Source organism: Bradyrhizobium sp. USDA 4369 (assembly GCF_054056435.1).
Map to the genome: position 1 here is coordinate 4,023,957 of NZ_JBSRYH010000001.1, position 17,329 is coordinate 4,041,285.

At 63.4% G+C, this 17,329-nt stretch carries 16 protein-coding genes; 10 read left to right on the top strand and 6 right to left on the bottom strand.

Going from position 1 to position 17,329, the window contains the following annotated elements:
• Positions 1-24: 24 nt before the first annotated feature.
• Genes kaiC through ACVIJ6_RS18190 form a run of 3 tightly spaced genes read left to right on the top strand, consistent with a single transcriptional unit; the run spans position 25 to position 3,571 of the window.
• Positions 25-1,779, top strand: a complete 1,755-nt coding sequence (gene kaiC / locus ACVIJ6_RS18180; RefSeq protein WP_456773798.1) for a circadian clock protein KaiC — start codon at positions 25-27, stop codon at positions 1,777-1,779.
• On the top strand, positions 1,776-2,072 hold the full coding sequence (locus ACVIJ6_RS18185) for a circadian clock KaiB family protein (RefSeq protein ID WP_012046401.1): 297 nt from the start codon (positions 1,776-1,778) through the stop codon (positions 2,070-2,072). The genes kaiC and ACVIJ6_RS18185 overlap by 4 nt, the downstream gene beginning before the upstream one ends.
• A gap of 11 nt (positions 2,073-2,083) precedes the next feature.
• Positions 2,084-3,571, top strand: coding sequence for an HWE histidine kinase domain-containing protein (locus ACVIJ6_RS18190; protein WP_456773799.1), 1,488 nt, complete (start codon positions 2,084-2,086; stop codon positions 3,569-3,571).
• A gap of 12 nt (positions 3,572-3,583) precedes the next feature.
• Here ACVIJ6_RS18190 and ACVIJ6_RS18195 read toward each other — a convergent pair.
• The 6 genes from ACVIJ6_RS18195 to ACVIJ6_RS18220 form a co-directional block, all read right to left on the bottom strand.
• A protein-coding gene (locus ACVIJ6_RS18195; RefSeq protein WP_456771184.1) for an IS630 family transposase occupies positions 3,584-4,523 on the bottom strand; the annotation gives its coding sequence in 2 pieces (ribosomal slippage) (positions 3,584-4,186 and positions 4,188-4,523; 939 coding nt in all).
• A gap of 136 nt (positions 4,524-4,659) precedes the next feature.
• On the bottom strand, positions 4,660-5,049 hold the full coding sequence (locus tag ACVIJ6_RS18200; RefSeq protein WP_456773800.1) for a response regulator: 390 nt from the start codon (positions 5,047-5,049) through the stop codon (positions 4,660-4,662).
• Positions 5,050-5,152: 103 nt separating this feature from the next.
• Positions 5,153-6,313, bottom strand: coding sequence for a glutathionylspermidine synthase family protein (locus ACVIJ6_RS18205; RefSeq protein WP_456773801.1), 1,161 nt, complete (start codon positions 6,311-6,313; stop codon positions 5,153-5,155).
• Positions 6,314-6,318: 5 nt separating this feature from the next.
• Positions 6,319-6,711: a hypothetical protein gene (locus ACVIJ6_RS18210; RefSeq protein ID WP_456773802.1), complete on the bottom strand. Its 393-nt coding sequence runs from the start codon at positions 6,709-6,711 to the stop codon at positions 6,319-6,321.
• Between the two features lie 2 nt (positions 6,712-6,713).
• A complete protein-coding gene (locus ACVIJ6_RS18215) occupies positions 6,714-7,118 on the bottom strand; it encodes a DUF350 domain-containing protein (RefSeq protein ID WP_456773803.1) in 405 nt (134 codons plus the stop codon).
• Between the two features lie 69 nt (positions 7,119-7,187).
• Positions 7,188-7,928, bottom strand: coding sequence for a GntR family transcriptional regulator (locus ACVIJ6_RS18220; protein WP_456773804.1), 741 nt, complete (start codon positions 7,926-7,928; stop codon positions 7,188-7,190).
• 193 nt (positions 7,929-8,121) lie between these two features.
• On the opposite strand from ACVIJ6_RS18220, the gene ACVIJ6_RS18225 reads away from it, so the two are divergent.
• From ACVIJ6_RS18225 to ACVIJ6_RS18255, 7 genes are all read left to right on the top strand, one after another.
• Complete coding sequence (locus tag ACVIJ6_RS18225) at positions 8,122-9,129, top strand: ABC transporter substrate-binding protein (RefSeq protein WP_456773805.1); 1,008 nt, start codon at positions 8,122-8,124, stop codon at positions 9,127-9,129.
• Position 9,130: 1 nt separating this feature from the next.
• Positions 9,131-9,940, top strand: a complete 810-nt coding sequence (locus tag ACVIJ6_RS18230; protein ID WP_456773806.1) for an ABC transporter permease — start codon at positions 9,131-9,133, stop codon at positions 9,938-9,940.
• A 2-nt stretch (positions 9,941-9,942) separates the two neighbouring features.
• Positions 9,943-10,719 (top strand): ABC transporter ATP-binding protein, encoded by a 777-nt coding sequence (locus ACVIJ6_RS18235; RefSeq protein ID WP_456773807.1) that lies wholly within the window; start codon positions 9,943-9,945, stop codon positions 10,717-10,719.
• Positions 10,720-10,790: 71 nt separating this feature from the next.
• Positions 10,791-11,519 (top strand): maleate cis-trans isomerase family protein, encoded by a 729-nt coding sequence (locus ACVIJ6_RS18240; RefSeq protein WP_456773808.1) that lies wholly within the window; start codon positions 10,791-10,793, stop codon positions 11,517-11,519.
• Between the two features lie 17 nt (positions 11,520-11,536).
• A complete protein-coding gene (hydA, locus tag ACVIJ6_RS18245) occupies positions 11,537-12,940 on the top strand; it encodes a dihydropyrimidinase (RefSeq protein WP_456773809.1) in 1,404 nt (467 codons plus the stop codon).
• Positions 12,941-13,422: 482 nt separating this feature from the next.
• Positions 13,423-15,570, top strand: coding sequence for a phospholipase D-like domain-containing protein (locus ACVIJ6_RS18250; RefSeq protein ID WP_456773810.1), 2,148 nt, complete (start codon positions 13,423-13,425; stop codon positions 15,568-15,570).
• A 252-nt stretch (positions 15,571-15,822) separates the two neighbouring features.
• Positions 15,823-17,283: a hypothetical protein gene (locus ACVIJ6_RS18255; protein ID WP_456773811.1), complete on the top strand. Its 1,461-nt coding sequence runs from the start codon at positions 15,823-15,825 to the stop codon at positions 17,281-17,283.
• Positions 17,284-17,329 lie beyond the last annotated feature (46 nt).

Below are 17,329 nucleotides of genomic sequence, written 5' to 3' on the forward strand. Positions count from 1 at the left end.
GGTCGGATGACGGCGGGGGAATCTATGAAAACGAGTGTGCGTCCTCGGATTGTGACGCGGGATCTTCCAGTCATCGCGAAATCGCCGACCGGGATCGATGGCCTCGACGAGGTCACTTTCGGCGGCCTTCCGCAGGGACGGCCGACCCTTTTGTGCGGCGCCGCCGGCTGCGGCAAGACGCTGTTCGCCATGACTTTTCTCTACAATGGCGCGGTTGCCTTCAATGAGCCGGGCGTCTTCATCGCGTTCGAGGAGCAGCCCGAGGACTTGATCAAGAATGTCGGTTCGCTGAGCTACGATATCGAGCGGCTGGTCGAGCAGAACAAGATCGTCGTCGACCACATTCATCTCGACCGCAACGAGATCGAGGAGGCCGGTGATTATGATCTGGACGGCCTGTTCATCCGCATCGGATTTGCCATCGATTCCATCGGTGCCAAGCGCGTCGTGATCGACACCATCGAGACGCTGTTCGGCGGTCTCGACAATCAGGCCGTCTTGCGCTCCGAGCTGCGCCGGCTGTTTGAATGGCTGAAGAGCAAGGGCGTCACCGCGATCATCACCGGCGAACGCGGCGACGGCACCCTGACCCGCTACGGGCTCGAGGAATATGTTGCCGATTGCGTGATCATGCTCGACAACCGCGTGCACGATCAGTTGTCCACGCGCCGGCTGCGTGTCGTGAAATATCGCGGCACGGCGCACGGCACCAACGAATATCCGTTCATCATCGACCAGGAAGGCATCACGGTGATGCCGATCACCTCGTCGGGACTGGCCCATGATGCCTGGACCGAACGGGTGTCGACCGGGATCGCCGATCTCGACGACATGCTCGAGGGCGAGGGCTACTACAAGGGTTCGAGCATTCTGGTCTCGGGGATGGCCGGCTCGGGAAAGTCGACAGTGTCGGCGCATTTCGCCAACTCGATCTGCCAGTCCGGGCAGCGCTGCATCTATTTCGCGCTGGAGGAATCGCCGCAGCAGATCGTGCGCAACATGCGATCGGTCGGTCTGGATCTGCAGCAATGGGTGGATCGCGGGCTGCTTCGGTTTTCGGCGCGGCGCCCCAATCTCTATGGTCTGGAGACGCATCTGGCCTCGATGCATCGCGAGGTGAAGGAGTTCGATCCGGCGGCCGTGGTGCTCGATCCGATCTCCGCGCTGATGGGCGCAGGCATCGCCGGCGACTTGCATTCGATGACCCTGCGGCTGATCGATTTTCTCAAATCGCGTGGCGTCACGGCGCTGTTCACCAATCTCGGCGCAGGCAGCGCCGAGACGGCGACCACGGAGATGCAGATCTCCTCGCTCACCGATACCTGGCTGCTGCTCTATAATCGCGAGACCAATGGCGAGCACAATCGTCAGCTCTATCTGCTGAAATCCCGCGGCATGGCGCATTCCAACCAGGTTCGCGAGTTCCTGATGGGCGCCGGGGGCATTTCGCTGCGTGAGGTCTATGTCGGTCCCGATGGCGTGCTGACGGGATCGGCGCGCCTAGCGCAGGAGGCTAAAGATCGCGCCGACCGCCTGCTGCGGACGCAGGAGGTCGAGCGCCGCACCCGGGAGATCGAGCGTCGCCGTCGTGAGATCGCGGCGCAGATCGAAACATTGCAGGCGCAGCTTGCGAGCGAGGAGGGGGAGATGGAGCTTCTGAACCTGGAAGGCAGCGCCCGCGAGGATCAACGCGCGGCCGATCGTATCGCCTTGGCTCAGAGCCGTGCGTCGCGACGGGCGGCGAGCTCGTCGTCGAAGCTGATGACGTCAGGCAAATGACGGCCGCGCCGATGGAACAGGATGGCTACAATCTCCGGCTCTATGTCGCGGGCCAGACGCCGAAATCACTGGCCGCGCTCGCCAACCTCAAGAAGCTCTGCGAGACCCATCTGCCCGGCCGCTATACGATCGAGGTCATCGACCTGATGAAGGACCCGGCCTTGGCGCAGCGCGACCAGATCGTCGCGATCCCGACGCTGATCCGCCAATTGCCGGAGCCGCTCAAGCGCATCATCGGTGATCTTTCCAACGCGGAGAAGGTCCTGGTCGGTCTGGACATCGCCCCGAGCTGAACGGAGGACGCGTGGCATCAAACGAAGCGATGCAGGCGGCACGGCCGCGCAACGAGGCGGAGGAGACGGTCGAGGCCATTCACCGCGGCAATGTCGATGCCGTGGTGGTGCAGGGCCCGAGCGGGCCTCAGGTCATCATGCTGCAGGGCGCGGATGCCCCCTACCATGTCCTGGTCGAGCGGATGAGCGACGGCGCCCTGACGCTCGATGCGGACGGCTGCATCGTCTATGTCAATTCCCGACTCTGCGCCCTGACCGGACTTGGCGCGCAGGAGCTGGTCGGACGCAGCTTCGCGTCACTGTTTATCGGAGCCGTGCCGCAGCAGCGCGCCGATGACACGGCGAGCGACGCGCAGCTGCGCCGGGCTGACGGCGGCGATCTGCCGGTGTCGGTCTGGATGCGGCAGATGGCGATGGGGGGCGTGGTCGCCACGCTTGTGACCCTGACGGACATGTCGATCCAGCGCCGGGCCGAGGAGGTCGCGACGGCCGAGCGCTTCGCGCGCTCGATCCTGGAGCAGGCGACCGACGCCATCGTCGTGCTGGCGCTCGATGGGCGGATCACCCATGCGAGCTGGGTGGCTGAGCAGCTCGCAGGGCGATCCCCCGTCGGACATATGTTCTCGGAGGCGTTCGCGCTCGACGCCGAAAGCGCCAGTCAGCAAGGTACGCTGGCGCGGTTCTCGCGTGAAAGTCTCGATCAGGCGCTGGCGACCAAGCCGTTTCACGGCGTCGAGGTCCGGCTGCGCGATCCCTTGATGTCCGGCCGTTCCTTCCTGCTCTCGGCCGGGCCGCTGGTGAACGATGCCAAGGATGCTGTCGGCTCGATCGTGACCTTGACCGATATCACCGAGCGCAAGCGCGCCGAGGAGCAGCAGACGATGCTGGTCGCGGAGCTCAATCACCGGGTCAAGAACATCCTCGCCATCGTGCAGTCGGTGGCCGGCCAGACATTGCGCACCGCGCCCTCGCTGCCGGCCTTCAACAAGGCGTTTTCCGGACGCATTCAGGCGGTGTCGATCGCGCATGACATCCTGACCCAGACGCGCTGGATCGGCATCGGCTTCAACGAGCTGCTGACGACGGTGCTGGCGCCCTATGGCGTCGGGGAGGGCCGTATCGTCATCGAGGGGCCGCCGGTGCTGCTCGAGGCCCGGCTGGTGTTGCCGCTCTCGATGGTGCTGCACGAGCTCGCAACCAATGCCTCGAAATATGGCGCGCTCTCTGCGCCGCTCGGCCAAGTCACGATCTCATGGCGCCTGCGCGATGATCGGCAACGGCTCGAACTGATCTGGCTTGAGCGCGGCGGTCCCCTGGTGGAAGGCGGTGGATCGCGCGGCTTCGGCACCACGCTGATCAATCGGGTCGTGCGCTTCGATCTCGATGGTGACGCCGTGCTGGCATTCGAGCCCGAAGGAATTCGCTGCAAGCTGATCTTTGCCCTGACGGCTGAGACGACACCGGAACATCTGCCGGCATCGGCCGTGCAGCCAGACTAAAGCGAGATGAGATTAAGTTCGATATCCTGAGTTTTTGAGGTAGTTGGCACACTCTTCTGCGGAGAAGGCGTCGAGGGCACCAGCAATTGCGGCGCAAACCGTGTCGACGGTTCGCGCCGCGGCTTTGCGTAGAAGGTGCTTGAGCTTGGCAAAGACCTGTTCGATTGGGTTCAGGTCGGGCGAGTATTTGGGCAAGAAGAAGATCCTGGCTCCTACCGAGCGGATCAATTGGCGGACGGCTTTGCTTTTGTGGCTGCCGAGGTTGTCCAAGATCACGATATCGCCCGGATGAAGGGTCGGCAAAAGAACGTGCTCTACATAGGTGCGAAAGCTTTCGCCGTTGATCGGCCCTTCAATGAACCATGGTGCATCAATGCGGTCGTGGCGCAGTGCCGCCAGAAAGGTCATTGTTTTCCACCGTCCGTGAGGGACTTTGGCGGTCAGCCTGCTACCACGCGGGCTCCATCCTCGCAACGGCGCCATGTCTGTCCTGGTCCAGGTTTCGTCGATAAAGACAAGGCGCGTGGCGTCGATGCGATCTTGATATTTCCTCCATTGCTCTCGTCGCCGCGCCACGTCAGGACGATCGCGTTCGCCAGCCTCCACGCTTTTTTTTGAAGCTGAGCTTCTCGGCATGAACGAATTCCCAGACCGAACGGTAGTCGACTTTCAACCCGCGTTCGGCGAGCTCGGCCACCAGCCCTCTTAAGGTGAAGTCGCTCGCTCTGATTCGCTGTTGCAGCCACGTGGCATGCTCACCCGAGATCGCCTTGGGCTTATGGCCGCCCATCTGGCCAGGTTCGATGCTGCCTGTCTCCTTCTCAAGCCTGGCCCAATTGATCGCTGTGCTGATCGCGACCCCAAACTGCTTGGCCGCCTTATTGCGAGACATCCCGCCCTTGATCGCGGCGACAACCCGCTTTCGAAGGTCCAGAGAATATGGTGCGCCCATCCGTGCTGGCCTCCTTCCCAGCCAACACGGTGAATCAGAAAACACGCTGATTTGGGAATCCCAAATCGATTCAGGCTATTCTCATCCCGCTTTAGATCCGGAAAAGCGGAAACCGGTTTTCCGAAACGGTCATGATCTAATTGGTGGAGCTGCGCAGGAAGGTCGTCTCGCACATCGCGCGCAACGCGCGCTCGTCGAAGGGTTTGGCGAGCCGGGGCAGGTTTCGGAACTCCGGCGGAAACAGGGTGGCGTCGTCATAGCCCGAGGTGATGATGATCTTCAGCCCGAGCGCAATGAGTTGCGGCAGGACGTCGAAGATCTGCTCACCGCGCAGGTTGACGTCGAGCAGCGCGCCGTCGAGGTCGCCGCGCTCCGCCTGACGTAGAACCTCGGCGACGCGAGAGACCGGGCCGACGACCTCGCAGCCGAATCCCTGCAGCACGGTTTCCAGTTCGAGCGCGATCAGTCCTTCGTCCTCGGCGACCAGGATTCGCAGGCCTTCGAGCTGAGATTTGTCCGTTGCCATGGCCTCCATCCGGTCGCAAGCGCGTCCGGGAGTTCCGATCCCCTTTCTATCTAACCATCCGGGACGGAGTGTCGAGCCGTTTTCGATCCGGCTCGTTAACGGACTACAGAATCGCGTGCGGCAAGAAGCGTGAGCGATTTCCTGTGATCGGGGTCACATCCTCGCGGATGGAGAGGCCGCACGGCGCATGTGCCACCAGCCAGCTGCCGACGACCGGGAATACGCCGCCGAAATCCGGCAGCGGCGCGAGCGCCTGACGGATAAAGCCTTCCGCCCCGTAGGGCCCTTGTTGTTCTGATACGGCAACGCCCTCGGCGACGAGGCTCACATTGCCGCCCTCGCGCGAATAAATCGGCTTGCGCACGAAGCTCGGACCGAGGCTGGCGGCCTTCGGATCATCCTCGAAATAGGCCGGCAGCAGGTTGGGGTGGCCTTCGAACATCTGCCAGAGCAGCGGCAGAATGCCCTTGTTGGAGAGAATGGCCTTCCAGGGCGGCTCGACCCATTGCGTCGGCGCGCTCGCCAGTTTCGCGCCAAAGGCATCCTGAAACATCCACTCCCAAGGATAGAGCTTGAAGGCGAGCGCAATATCCTTGTTGTCGAGATCGACGAAGCCGCCGGCCTCACGCCAGCCGATGTCGGCCATGTCAAGGATGGTTGTCGATAGGCCGGCTTGCGTCGCCGTGTCGGCGAGATAGGCCAGCGTGGCGGCATCCTCGGCTGTGTCGGTGAGTCCTGCCAGATGCAGCGGGCGTCCTTTGCCAAGCAGGCGCCAGCGTTCGATCAGGCGCTCATGGATCGAATTGTACTGATCCGCGCGTCCAGGAAGGATGCGCCGTTCGATCGCCTGTTCGAGCCAGGTCCATTGGAACACGGCAGCCTCGAAGATCGAGGTGGGCGTGTCGGAATTATATTCGAGCAGCTTCGCTGGCGCGCGGCCGCCCTGGAAACTGAGGTCGAGGCGACCATAGAGGCTGTTGTCGTTCCGCTTCCAGCTCGAAGCCAGCAGCGGCCAGACGGGATCCGGGATCTTCAGCCGGCGCAGCAGCGCCTCGTCCGTCACCACGCGGCTGACGAGTTCGAGGCACATCTGCTCGATCTCGCCGGTCGGCTCCTCGAGGCCGAGCTCGATCTCGGCCAGCGTGAACGCGTAGTAGGCGCGCTCGTCCCAGTAGCGCTCGCCGTCGAGCTCGTAGAAGTCGAACCCGCATCGCGCCGCCGTCTCCCGCCAATCGTCGCGCTCGGGGCAGGGAATGCGCTGCATGGCAATCAGCCGCCATGTCCAAAGCCGAAGGCGTGTGCGAAGCCGCCGAAGCCGCCGCGCGAGACGTGGGCGGAGGAGGCGTCGGCGACATGGGTCGAACTGCCGCTTCTGGACTCGCTGTCGCTGCTGGAGAAGCCCCAGCGTCCGGAGCCGCTGCCGCCACTGCTGCCGCCGCCGGAGCGGCGGGGCGTACATTCGGTGCTCAGCGGCTGTCCGTCGATGGCCGGATCCTGCTGCGGACAGTTCTGCTGGCGCGGCATCAGCGCATAGGCGGTGCCGCCGACCGCGAGCGTGCCCATCACGAGCAGCGCGACATGGCCGGAGCGCTTCACCGGCGGTGTGGCGGGCGGCGGAGGCAGCGGCCTGCGCTTGCCGAATTCGATGCGCTGCTCGGCCATGGTCAGATGATCATCGAGGCGGCGTTGAGCGCGCCGGCCGCGAGCGAGGCGAGGCCGAGCCAGATGGCCGAGGCCAGCTCACCGGCGACGATGCGGTTGGCGAGGTCCGGCACCGGGATGCGGACGAGGTAATACACGATCACCTGGACAATCAGCGCGACCAGCGCCCAGATCAGGCAGTCCAGCACATTGGCCGAATGGGCGATGGCGCTGACCAGCGGCAAAGTGAAGCCGAGCAGGCTCAGGCCGAGCGAGATCGCGGCCGAGGGATGATTGTCCCGGATCAGCTGGAACTCATTGTAGGGCGTGACGCGCGTATAGATGAAAAGGTACGCCGTCACCGCAAACAGGGCGGTGCAGAAATACACCAGGAACGCCGGCAGGCCGGCGAGCGATTGCAGGATCATGATCAGGCCCGAGGCGGAAAGCTTTCATCTGTCGCGGTGCCAGCATGTCCGGTTCGACGTGAACAAAGTCTATGCGGTGCTGGCCTGATTCAGCATCTGCAGCACGGAATCGCCGGTCTTGCGGGTATGATCGCTGAGCGCCTGCGCGAAGCCCAGGGCATCGCGGGCGCGCAACAGCGCCATGAAGGCCTCGTGCTCGCGCAGCGACTCGTCCCAGCGGCGCGCGTCGTAATTGGCGACCGCGCGGGCGCGGAACACGCTCGCATGCAGCGTGCTCCAGATGTTGAGCAGCACGCTGTTGCCGGCGAGCCGGGTGATCTCCAGGTGGATCTGCTGATTGAGCCGGAAATAGGCGGCGCGTTCGGCGGCGCCGTGCAGCGCCACCAGCTCGTCATGCATCTCATCCAGCTTGGCGATCTGATCCGCCGTGGCGCGCGCGGCCGCGGCGCGGCCGGCGGCGGCGTCGAGCGCGACCATCACGTCGAAGATCTCGGCGATCTCACGGGCATCGATCGGCGTCACCACCGGCGTGCGATGGGGGCGCAGCGCGATCAGGCCCTCGGCGGCGAGGATCTTGAACGCTTCGCGCAGCGGCGTGCGTGAGACACCGAACGTCTCGCACAGCATGCGCTCCGGCAATGGTGCACCGGCGGCGAGCTCGCCGTCGATGATCATCTCGCGGACCTTGGCGACGAGCTGATCGTGCAGCGACAGCCGCGCCAGCGGCCGGCTCGACTGGTCGGAGGACAGCTTCAGCCGCGCCGGCTTGAAGCGTGTTTTCAGTCTGGGCCGGGTTGCCGGAGGGGTCATGACAGAAGCTGCGGCTCTGCTGCGGGATGCCTGAGATTCGGGCGGAACGCCCGCGGATCAGGCAGATCCCAAAATTTCATTAGATGATTAGATATTGATTTTTTTGTAAAAAATCAACATTGCATATCGCATCCAATTGGCACATCGCTTGCTCATGGGAGCACAGACCTGATTCGATCGACCTGCCCAGGAGATGGACGTGACCCGCTTTCTGCTCCCCATTCTAACCCTGCTGATGTTTGCGCTGCCCGCGCCGAGCTTCGCCGAGGACGCACCGAAGATCAAACTCGGCTATGCCAAATGCGCGCATTGCACGCCGATGTCGCTGACGCCGCAATTCGCCGAAGGCGTCGCGATCGACGCCGTCGGCTTCAACACCGGCACCGATGCGCTGACGGCTTTGGTGTCGAAGAACATCGACGTCGCTCAGGTGACCTACCTGCATTACGCCATCGCGCTCGATAAGGGCTTCGACGTCGTCGCCATCTCCGGCCAGGTCAATGGCGGCTCGGCGATCCTGCTCGGCAACGATCTCGATGTCGCGCAGGGCGACTGGGGCGCGCTGAAGGCGCTGATTGCCAAGTACAAGGCCGACGGCAAGCCGTTCCGCGTCGCCGCCTCGCGCGGCAATGCGCAGGACATCCACATGCGCGGCGCCTTCGCCAAGCAGGGCATCGACATCAACAAGGATGTGCAGTTCGTCAACATCCCCAATCCGTCCGACCATCTGCAGGCGCTGCGCCGCGGCGAGGTCGAACTGATCTGCACCGTCGAGCCGTTCGCGACCCAGATCATGCAGGCCAAGGCCGCAAAATTCTTCGGCTTCCCCTATGACCAGGCCGCCGGCAAGCTGACCAACCTGATCCTGACCCGCTCCGACGTGATCGCCGCCAACCCGAAGGGGCTCGAAGGCGTGGTGCGCGCGGTGGTGAAGGTCGATGCGCATATCGCCGCCGACAAGCCGGCGCTGATCGAGGTCATCTCCAAGGTCACCGGCCTCGACAAGGCGATCGCGACCGGCGCGGTGGAGAACCTCGATCCCGATCCGAAGATGTATCGTTCCTCCGCGCTGGCCATCGCCGCGATGATGCGCGATCTCAAATACATCAACTCGGACGTCACGGCCGCGGTCGAGAAGAATCTCGACTACCGCTTCCTGGAAGCCGCGACCGGCAAGCCGAAGACCGAGCTCGGCTACTGAGATGATTGCGCTCGCCCAGCTCAAGAAGCTCGACCGCGCCATTGTCCCGCTGCTTGTGCTCGCCGGCTGGGAGGCGTTCTCGCGCTCGGGCGCGCTGCCGGCGGCGCTGCTGCCGGCACCGTCGACCGTGGTGTGGGCGTGGGCGGACTGGCTGGTCGGCACCGACGGCAACACCCAGACCTACAGCGCGCATTGGCTCGCCGACATGCTGGCGAGCCTGTCGCGCGTCGCCGCCGGTTTCGCCATCGCCACCGTGCTCGGCGTCGCGCTCGGCGTCGCCATCGGCTGGTCGCGCAGGATCGAGATCGTGATCGAGCCGACCCTGCAGATGCTCAGGCCGATCCCGCCGGTGTCGTGGATCCCGCTCGCCATCATCTGGTTCGGCATCGCCAACAAGCCGGCCATCTTCCTGGTGTTTCTCGGCGCCTTCTTCCCGATCCTGCTCAACACCATCCATGGCGTGAAGACCTGCGACCGCAATCTCATCCGCGCCGGGGCCATGGTCGGCGGCAGCGAGCGCAAGCTGTTGCGCTACATCGTCGTGCCCGCGGCGATGCCCAGCATCTTCGCAGGTCTGCGCATCGGCATCGGCTCGGCCTGGATGCTGACGGTGACGGCCGAGATGGTCGCGGTGAAGAGCGGGCTCGGCTACGTGCTGTGGGACAGCTATTATTTCCTGCGCTACGACCTGGTGCTGGCGGCGATGGCCAGCATCGGCCTGCTCGGCTTCTGCAGCGACCTGGCGATCCGGCTCGTGATGGCGCGCGTGCTGCACTGGCAGCGCAACACCACCTTGCGCGGCGGAGAGTAGGCATGGCCACGATCGACATTTCGAACGTCTCCAAGATCTTCACCGACAAGAAGCGCAACGCCGACGTCACCGCGCTCGCCGATATCAATCTCTCCATCGCGCGCAACGAGTTCGTTTGCCTGCTCGGCCCGTCCGGCTGCGGCAAGTCGACCCTGCTCAACATGATCGCCGGCTTCGAGCAGCCGAGCGCAGGCCACGTCACCGTCGACGGCCGGATCGTCACCGCGCCCGGCGCCGATCGCGGCGTCGTGTTCCAGCACGCCAATCTGATGCCCTGGCTGCCGGTGTGGGAGAATGTCGCCTTTCATCTCCTGCTCGGCGGCGGCCAGAAGGCCGAGCGCCGCGCGCGGGCGCAGGTCTATATCGACATGGTCGGCCTCACCGGCTTCGAGAACCATTACCCGTCCGAACTGTCCGGCGGCATGAACCAGCGCGTCGGCATCGCGCGGGCGCTGCTGATGAATCCTCAGGTAATTCTGATGGACGAGCCGTTCGGCGCGCTCGACGAGCAGACCCGCATGGACATGCAGAATGAGCTGGTGCGGATCTGGCAGCAGCACCAGGGCACGATCGTGTTCGTCACCCATGGCATCGACGAGGCGCTGACCTTGGGCACCCAGATCGCCGTCATGAGCGCGCGCCCCGGGCGCATCGTCGAGATCATCCCGATCGATCTGCCGCGCCCGCGCGACATCACCTCGCCGCAGTTCAACGCGCTGAAGCGGCACATCCTCGCGCTGCTGCGCGGGGAGCGGGCGGAGCAGCGGGCGAGTGCATGAGCAGCTTGGATCGCGTGCAGATTGGCCATGGTTGCGGTGTCCCCACGTGGCGCGGAAATCGAGGTGACCCCATGACCAAACGCACCCTTCTCGGCATGCTGACGCCGTCGTCGAACACCGCGCTGGAGCCGATCACCTCGGCGATGGTTGCCGGCCTGCCTGATGTCTCCGCGCATTTCTCGCGCTTCAAGGTCACCGAGATCGCGCTGTCGAGCGATGCGCTTGCGCAGTTCGACATATCGAACATTCTGCGCGCGGCAGAATTGCTCGCGCATGCCAAGGTCGATGTCATCGGCTGGAACGGCACGTCTTCCGGCTGGCTCGGTTTTGAGGCCGATGTCCGGCTGTGCGAGCAGATCACCGCGGCGACCGGCATCCCCGCGACCACCTCGATGCTGGCGCTCAACGAGATCCTGGCCGCCGCGAAGGCGACGACGCTCGGCCTGGTCACACCCTATCGCGACGACGTGCAGGCGCGCATCATCGCCAATTACGCGACGCTCGGCATCGCCTGCCGCGGCGACCGGCACCTGAACCTGCAGGACAATTTCTCCTTTGCCGAGGTGACGCCGGCCGAGATCGAGACCATGATCCGCGAGGTTGCGCGCGAGAAGCCGGATGCCATCGCGGTGGTCTGCACCAATATGCGGGCCGCGCCGCTGGTGGCGCGCCTCGAATTGGAGACCGGCATTCCGATTCTGGACACCATCGCCACCGTGGTATGGAAGTCATTGAAGCTCGCCGGCGTCGATCCCCGTGGAGTCGGCGAATGGGGATCGCTGTTTCAGAAATTCGCGTGAGATTGGGAGAGCGTCACATGGCTGCATTCGACACCGTCATCCGCAACGGCACCGTCGCCACCGCGAGCGACACGTTCAAGGCCGACGTCGCCATCCGGCAGGGCCGCATCGCCGCGATCGGCGAGGCCATCACCGACGCCGGCGAGATCGTCGATGCCAGCGGCCTGCTGGTCCTGCCCGGCGGCATCGACAGTCACGTCCATATCAGCCAGCCGTCCGGCCCCGGCATCGTCATGGCCGACGATTTCGAAAGCGCGACGCGGGCCGCCGCGTTCGGCGGCAACACCTTCGTCATGCCCTATTGCCTGCAGGAGAAGGGTCAGCCGTTGCGCGCGGCGCTCAAGGACTATCACGCGCTCGCCGAGCAGGCCTGCTACGTCGACCATTCCTTCCATCTGATCATCGCCGATCCCTCGGAGTCCGTGCTCGGCCAGGAGTTGCCGGCGCTGGTCGCCGACGGCTATTCGTCGCTGAAGATCTTCATGACCTATCAGGATCTCGCGCTGAGCGACTACGAAATCCTGGGCGTGCTGCAGGTCGCGCGCGAAACCGGCGCGCTGGTGCAGATCCACGCCGAGAACTACGATGCCATCCGCTTTCTCACCGACCGCCTGGAGCGTGCTGGCAAGATCGCGCCCTATTATCACGGCAAGTCGCGGCCGATTGCGGTCGAGCGCGAGGCCACGCACCGTGCCATCTCGCTGGCCGAGCTGATCGATGTGCCGATCGTCATCGTCCACGTCTCCAACCGCGAGGCGATGGAGGAGATCCGCCGGGCGCAGACGCGCGGCCTGAAGATCCACGGCGAGACCTGCCCGCAATATCTGGTGCTGACCGAAGAGGACATGCAGGGCCTCAACATGGAAGGCGCCAAATATGTCTGCTCGCCGCCGCCGCGCGATCACGCGAGCCAGGAGGCGTGCTGGGAGGGGCTGCAAAGGGGCGTGTTCTCGCTGTTCTCCAGCGATCACTGCCCGTTCCGCTATGACGACGAGGCCGGCAAGCTGACGCCGAAGGGCCGCACCAGCTTCCGCTGGGTGCCGAACGGCATCCCCGGCGTCGAGACCCGGCTGCCGATCCTGTTCTCGGAGGGCGTCAGCAAGGGCCGCATCACGCTCAACCAGTTCGTGGCGTTCACCGCGACCAACCACGCCAAGACGTATGGCCTGAAGGGCAAAGGCTCGATCGCGATCGGCTACGATGCCGACATCGCGCTGTGGGACCCGAACAAGACCGCCAAGATCAGCCAGTCCGACCTGCACCACGGCTCCGACTACACGCCCTATGAGGGCATCGAGATCACCGGCTGGCCGGTCGCCACGATGTTGCGCGGGAAGTTCGTCGTGCGCGACGGCCAACTCCTCGGCGCCAAGGGCAGCGGCCGCTACGTCACCCGCGGCAAGCCGGGCGCGGCCGCGTAAAGCGCAGTCTCTCTCCAAGCGTCATTGCGAGCGCAGCGACGCAATCCAGAGTCCTGGAAGTGACTCTGGATTGCGTCGTCGCTGCGCTCCTCGCAATGACGAGGTGGAAACCGGTGCTCACCCTCCCCTGAAGGGGGAGGGCGATCGCATATGATGATCCTGGCTTGAGTTCGGCTCCCTCCACACCGTCATGGCCGGGCTTCGTCCCGGCCATCCACGCCGTTCGGCATCCTGGGAAAGACGTGGATGCCCGGGACGGAGCCCGGGCATGACGATGTGGAGACAGCCTGGCGAAAAACTCGGATTGGTCATATGCGATCGCCCTCCCCCTTCAGGGGAGGGTGCGCACCGAGCCAGTGGAACCACCCCTCTCCCGCACTGCACCGCCACCGCGCGCTACCGCCATCCCTTTCCTGTATCGGATGTGTCGAACCATTGTTACAACCGCGAGACATAATCCTTGTCAGACAAGGAGTGCCGCCATGCCCGCGCTTGCATTTTCCAACAATGATCTTGCCGTGGTTGCCTGGACATTCGATCGCCGCCTCGACGGCTGTCTCGGCTTTGCCATTCACCGCATCGACCTCGCGGACAACAGCGACACCGTGCTGCCGGCGCTCGCGCGCTTTGCCGGGCAGACCGCCGACACGCTCAAGACCGACCAGGCCCCGGTGCAGAAATTCTGGTGGAAGGACCTGTTTGCCAAGCGCGGCGGCACCTACAAATATCGAGTCGTGCCGATGGGCGGGACACCCGGCCAGACCCTGACGCCGCTTGCCGGCGTCGACGCGCTGGAGAGCAACGCCGTCACGCTGACGCCGGAGCGGCCGCCGTTCCACGTCTATTTCAATCGCGGCATCACCGCGACCCAGGCGCTCACCCACGCGCTGAACGATCACCCCAGCGTGCCGGCGCTGGCACCGCACATTCTCGATCCCAATGATCCGATTCGCATCCGCCTGATGGGCCAGCTGCAGGACGGCCTGACCTCGCTGTTGAAGCGCGCGGATGCCGGCGGCGGCACCATCCACGCTGCGCTCTATGAGCTGAACGATCCCGACGGCCTCGAGAAGCAGCTGCACCAGAACCCGGCGAGCCGCACGGTCATTCTCGGCAACGAGCAGGGCAAGGACTCTGACGATGCCGATGCCGAGAACCGCGCCAATCTGAAGGCCGCCGGCGTCACCGTGATCGACCGTATCCTCGGCAAGGGCAGCATCCCGCACAACAAGTTCATGGTGCTCTCGGAGAACGGCAAGCCGGCGGCCGTGCTCTCCGGCTCGACCAACTGGACCTCGACCGGCCTGTGCACCCAGACCAACAACGCGCTGGTGGTGGAGAGCCCCGAACTGGCCGAGCGCTATCTCGGCTATTGGAACGCGCTCAAGGCCGATGTCGACGCCGCCGATGGCGACAAGGCAGCGCTGCAGTCGCAGACTCTGCGCGACTTCGCCCATGCCAACAATGCCGACGCGATCCAGGCGCCGATCGACCTCGGCCATGGCGTCATCATCGAGCCGATGTTCTCGCCCAACACGCCGGGCAAGCTCGGCAAGACCCCGAACGATATGGGCCGCGTATTCGACTTGATGCGGTCAGCCAAGCACGCCGTGCTGTTCCTCGCCTTCGATCCCGGCAACAACTCGATCCTCGACGTCGCCGGCCAGCTGCTCAAGGACAAGCCGGACCTGTTCGTGCGCGGCGCGCTGACCAGCCCGGTGCGGGCCACCAATTTCTCCGCCGCGCTGCATTCCGGCGGCCATTCCGAGAGCGGCGGCGAGGATGATGGCGGTAGCGATGCGCCCGAAGTGAAGGTGGTCGGCGAAGCCGGCAAGCCGAAGAAGCCGGGCGCCCAGGGCAGCATCGATTTTCGCGGCGTCCCGGCCGGCGCGGTACAGGACGCGTTCGGCAAGTGGGAGAAGGAACTCGCCAAATACGGCTTCGCCATCATCCACAACAAGATCGTGGTGATCGATCCGTTCAGCGACGATTGCGTGGTGGTCACCGGCTCGCACAATCTCGGCTTCCGCGCCTCGCACAACAACGACGAGAACATGCTGATCATCCGCGGCCATCGCGGTCTCGCCGAAGCCTATGCCTGCCACGTCCTCGACCTCTACGACCACTACGCCTGGCGCTTCCTCCTGAAGGAGCACCCGGAGATTTTTGGCAAGCCGCTGCAGGGTGACGACGGCTGGCAGGACCGTTACATCAAGGGCGCGGAGGAGAAGTCGCCCGAGCTGCGCTTCTGGCTGTCGGCAGCGGGTGGGGGAGGGGCTCCGGCCGGAGAGGGCGCGGCACCGACAAAGCCGGCGAAGCCCGGCGGTGCCACCAAGCCGGCCAAGACGCCGGCTGCGTCGACCACCCCTGCAAAGCCGCCGACCAAGCCTGCCAAGAAGGCTCCGAAGAAGACCGCCGCTGCTGCGAAGACCTCGGCCGGCCGCAAGAAGACGACGAAGAAGAAAGTCGCCAAGAAGGCGTCGAGACCAGCAAGCAAGCGCACCGCCACGGCGAAGACAGCGAAAGCCAAGGCAGCTAAGACAGCTAAGACAGCGGCGAAGCGTCCGGCGAAGACCGCGACCAAGACCGCCAAGCGAGCCAAGAAGAGCGCCACGAAGAAGGGGCGCTGAGCGCCGCACCCGCGCTGAACCGTCGTCGCGCGGATGAGGCCTGGAGATAATGATGAGAGCCGCGGGATCGCATCATGATCTCGTCTCGTTGTCCGAAGCGGATCGTCGGCCCACGATCGTTTCAGTTGTCGGCAGACTTGAAGACGGCTCAAATGGCCGTCCGTCCGCCATCCGAGGAAACCGTGCGTGGCGGCGAGCTGATAGTTTTATACAGCGTCACCGTAATCCAGTTCAGTCGCAAATGAGGTTGCTATGGGGCAGGGAAAGCTAAAACGAAAGGCTAGGCTAACCCGCCAGTTGCTCAGCCGTGAAATGAAGCCAGCGCGATTCAATGTCTTAGCCATAGGGACGCGGCGATCTCCCGCCCGCCTAATTGCCGAGGAAATGTCATATTGGAGCGATCTTCAAGAGAAAGTGCTCGGGATAGTGTTCCGCGATGCCGTGGACGACGATTTCGGCTGGAGTATCCTCGTTCGCGATAGGGTTGGCCGTTTCCGGTGGGTAGACGGAGAGGTCAGTCTAAGAAGCGAAGACTACGCGACAAACGGATTGCGAGAGCGAATAGCTCGCGTCGTTGAAGAGGGAAACTATGAAGAACTCGGGGATCAGGGCGACGAGACAAACTACCCGGTAGATCTCTTTGCCGTACCTCCCGAGGCTGATCCGCAGAAGCTACACCCGTCTTTCAAACTGGTAATGGAGGTGCCAGGGCGTGCTCCAGCGCGGGCTGTGCTTAAGCAAATTGCGCCCTGGCTTGCTCCAGCCGATCCCCACTTCGTACGCGAGTTCCAATTCGCCCAGTTTGATCAACGCCTTTGGGAACTTTACCTGTGGGCGGCGCTTCGTGAGCTCGGATTTGATATAGAACAGCCCGAAGCGCCGGACTTTTTGTGCCGAGCGCCCGGAATCGAGTTCACTGTCGAAGCAACTACAGTCGCTGCTTCAACCTCAGGGCCTCTTGCAGCGCACCCAAATCCGCAGACGCAGGAGGAAATGCGAGAGTTCTTGGCCAACTACATGCCGATAAAATTTGGCTCGGCGCTCACCAGCAAGTTGAAAAAGAAGAACAAGGACGGAGAGAGCTATTGGGAACGAGGAAAGGCCGCTGATAAGCCATTCATTTTAGCCATCGCGGACTTTCATAAGCCGGGCAGGCCGGACGAGCCGGGTTCAATGACTTACACCCAATCTGCACTTTGGCCATACCTCTATGGACACCGCATAGAATGGGCGATGGTAGATGGCGAACTAAAGATCAGTGCCATTAAGAATTCCGAACACGTTTATGGCGAAAAAGTAATAGCTTCGGGCTTTTTTGACTTGCCCGGTGCAGAAAATATCTCTGCCGTTCTGTTTTCGAATGCTGGCACGCTCGCAAAATTTGATCGCATGGGCGTCGGCGCGGGCTTCGGCGCTGCTGATCATCGATACTACCGCTTCGGAGTTAAGTCCAATCATGAACCAAACGCCGTCGCACCAAAGCCGTTCGTTGAAGAGATAAAAGTTAACCACCAAGAGTTTTGGTCCGACGAGCTGCAGCTTTTCCACAATCCAAATGCCAGACGCCCTCTGTCCCACAAGCAATTTGGTATCACGCAGCACTTCTTCGAAAACGGAGAGGCTCGTACCCTTTCAGCGGATGATACCGTGCTGGCTTCCCGTACATTGATCGTACGGCTAATCGAAGAAGAAGAACAGGAGTCAATAGTCTGACTGTGAAGGACGACAGTAATACTGCACAATAGTATCCTGCTTGTCC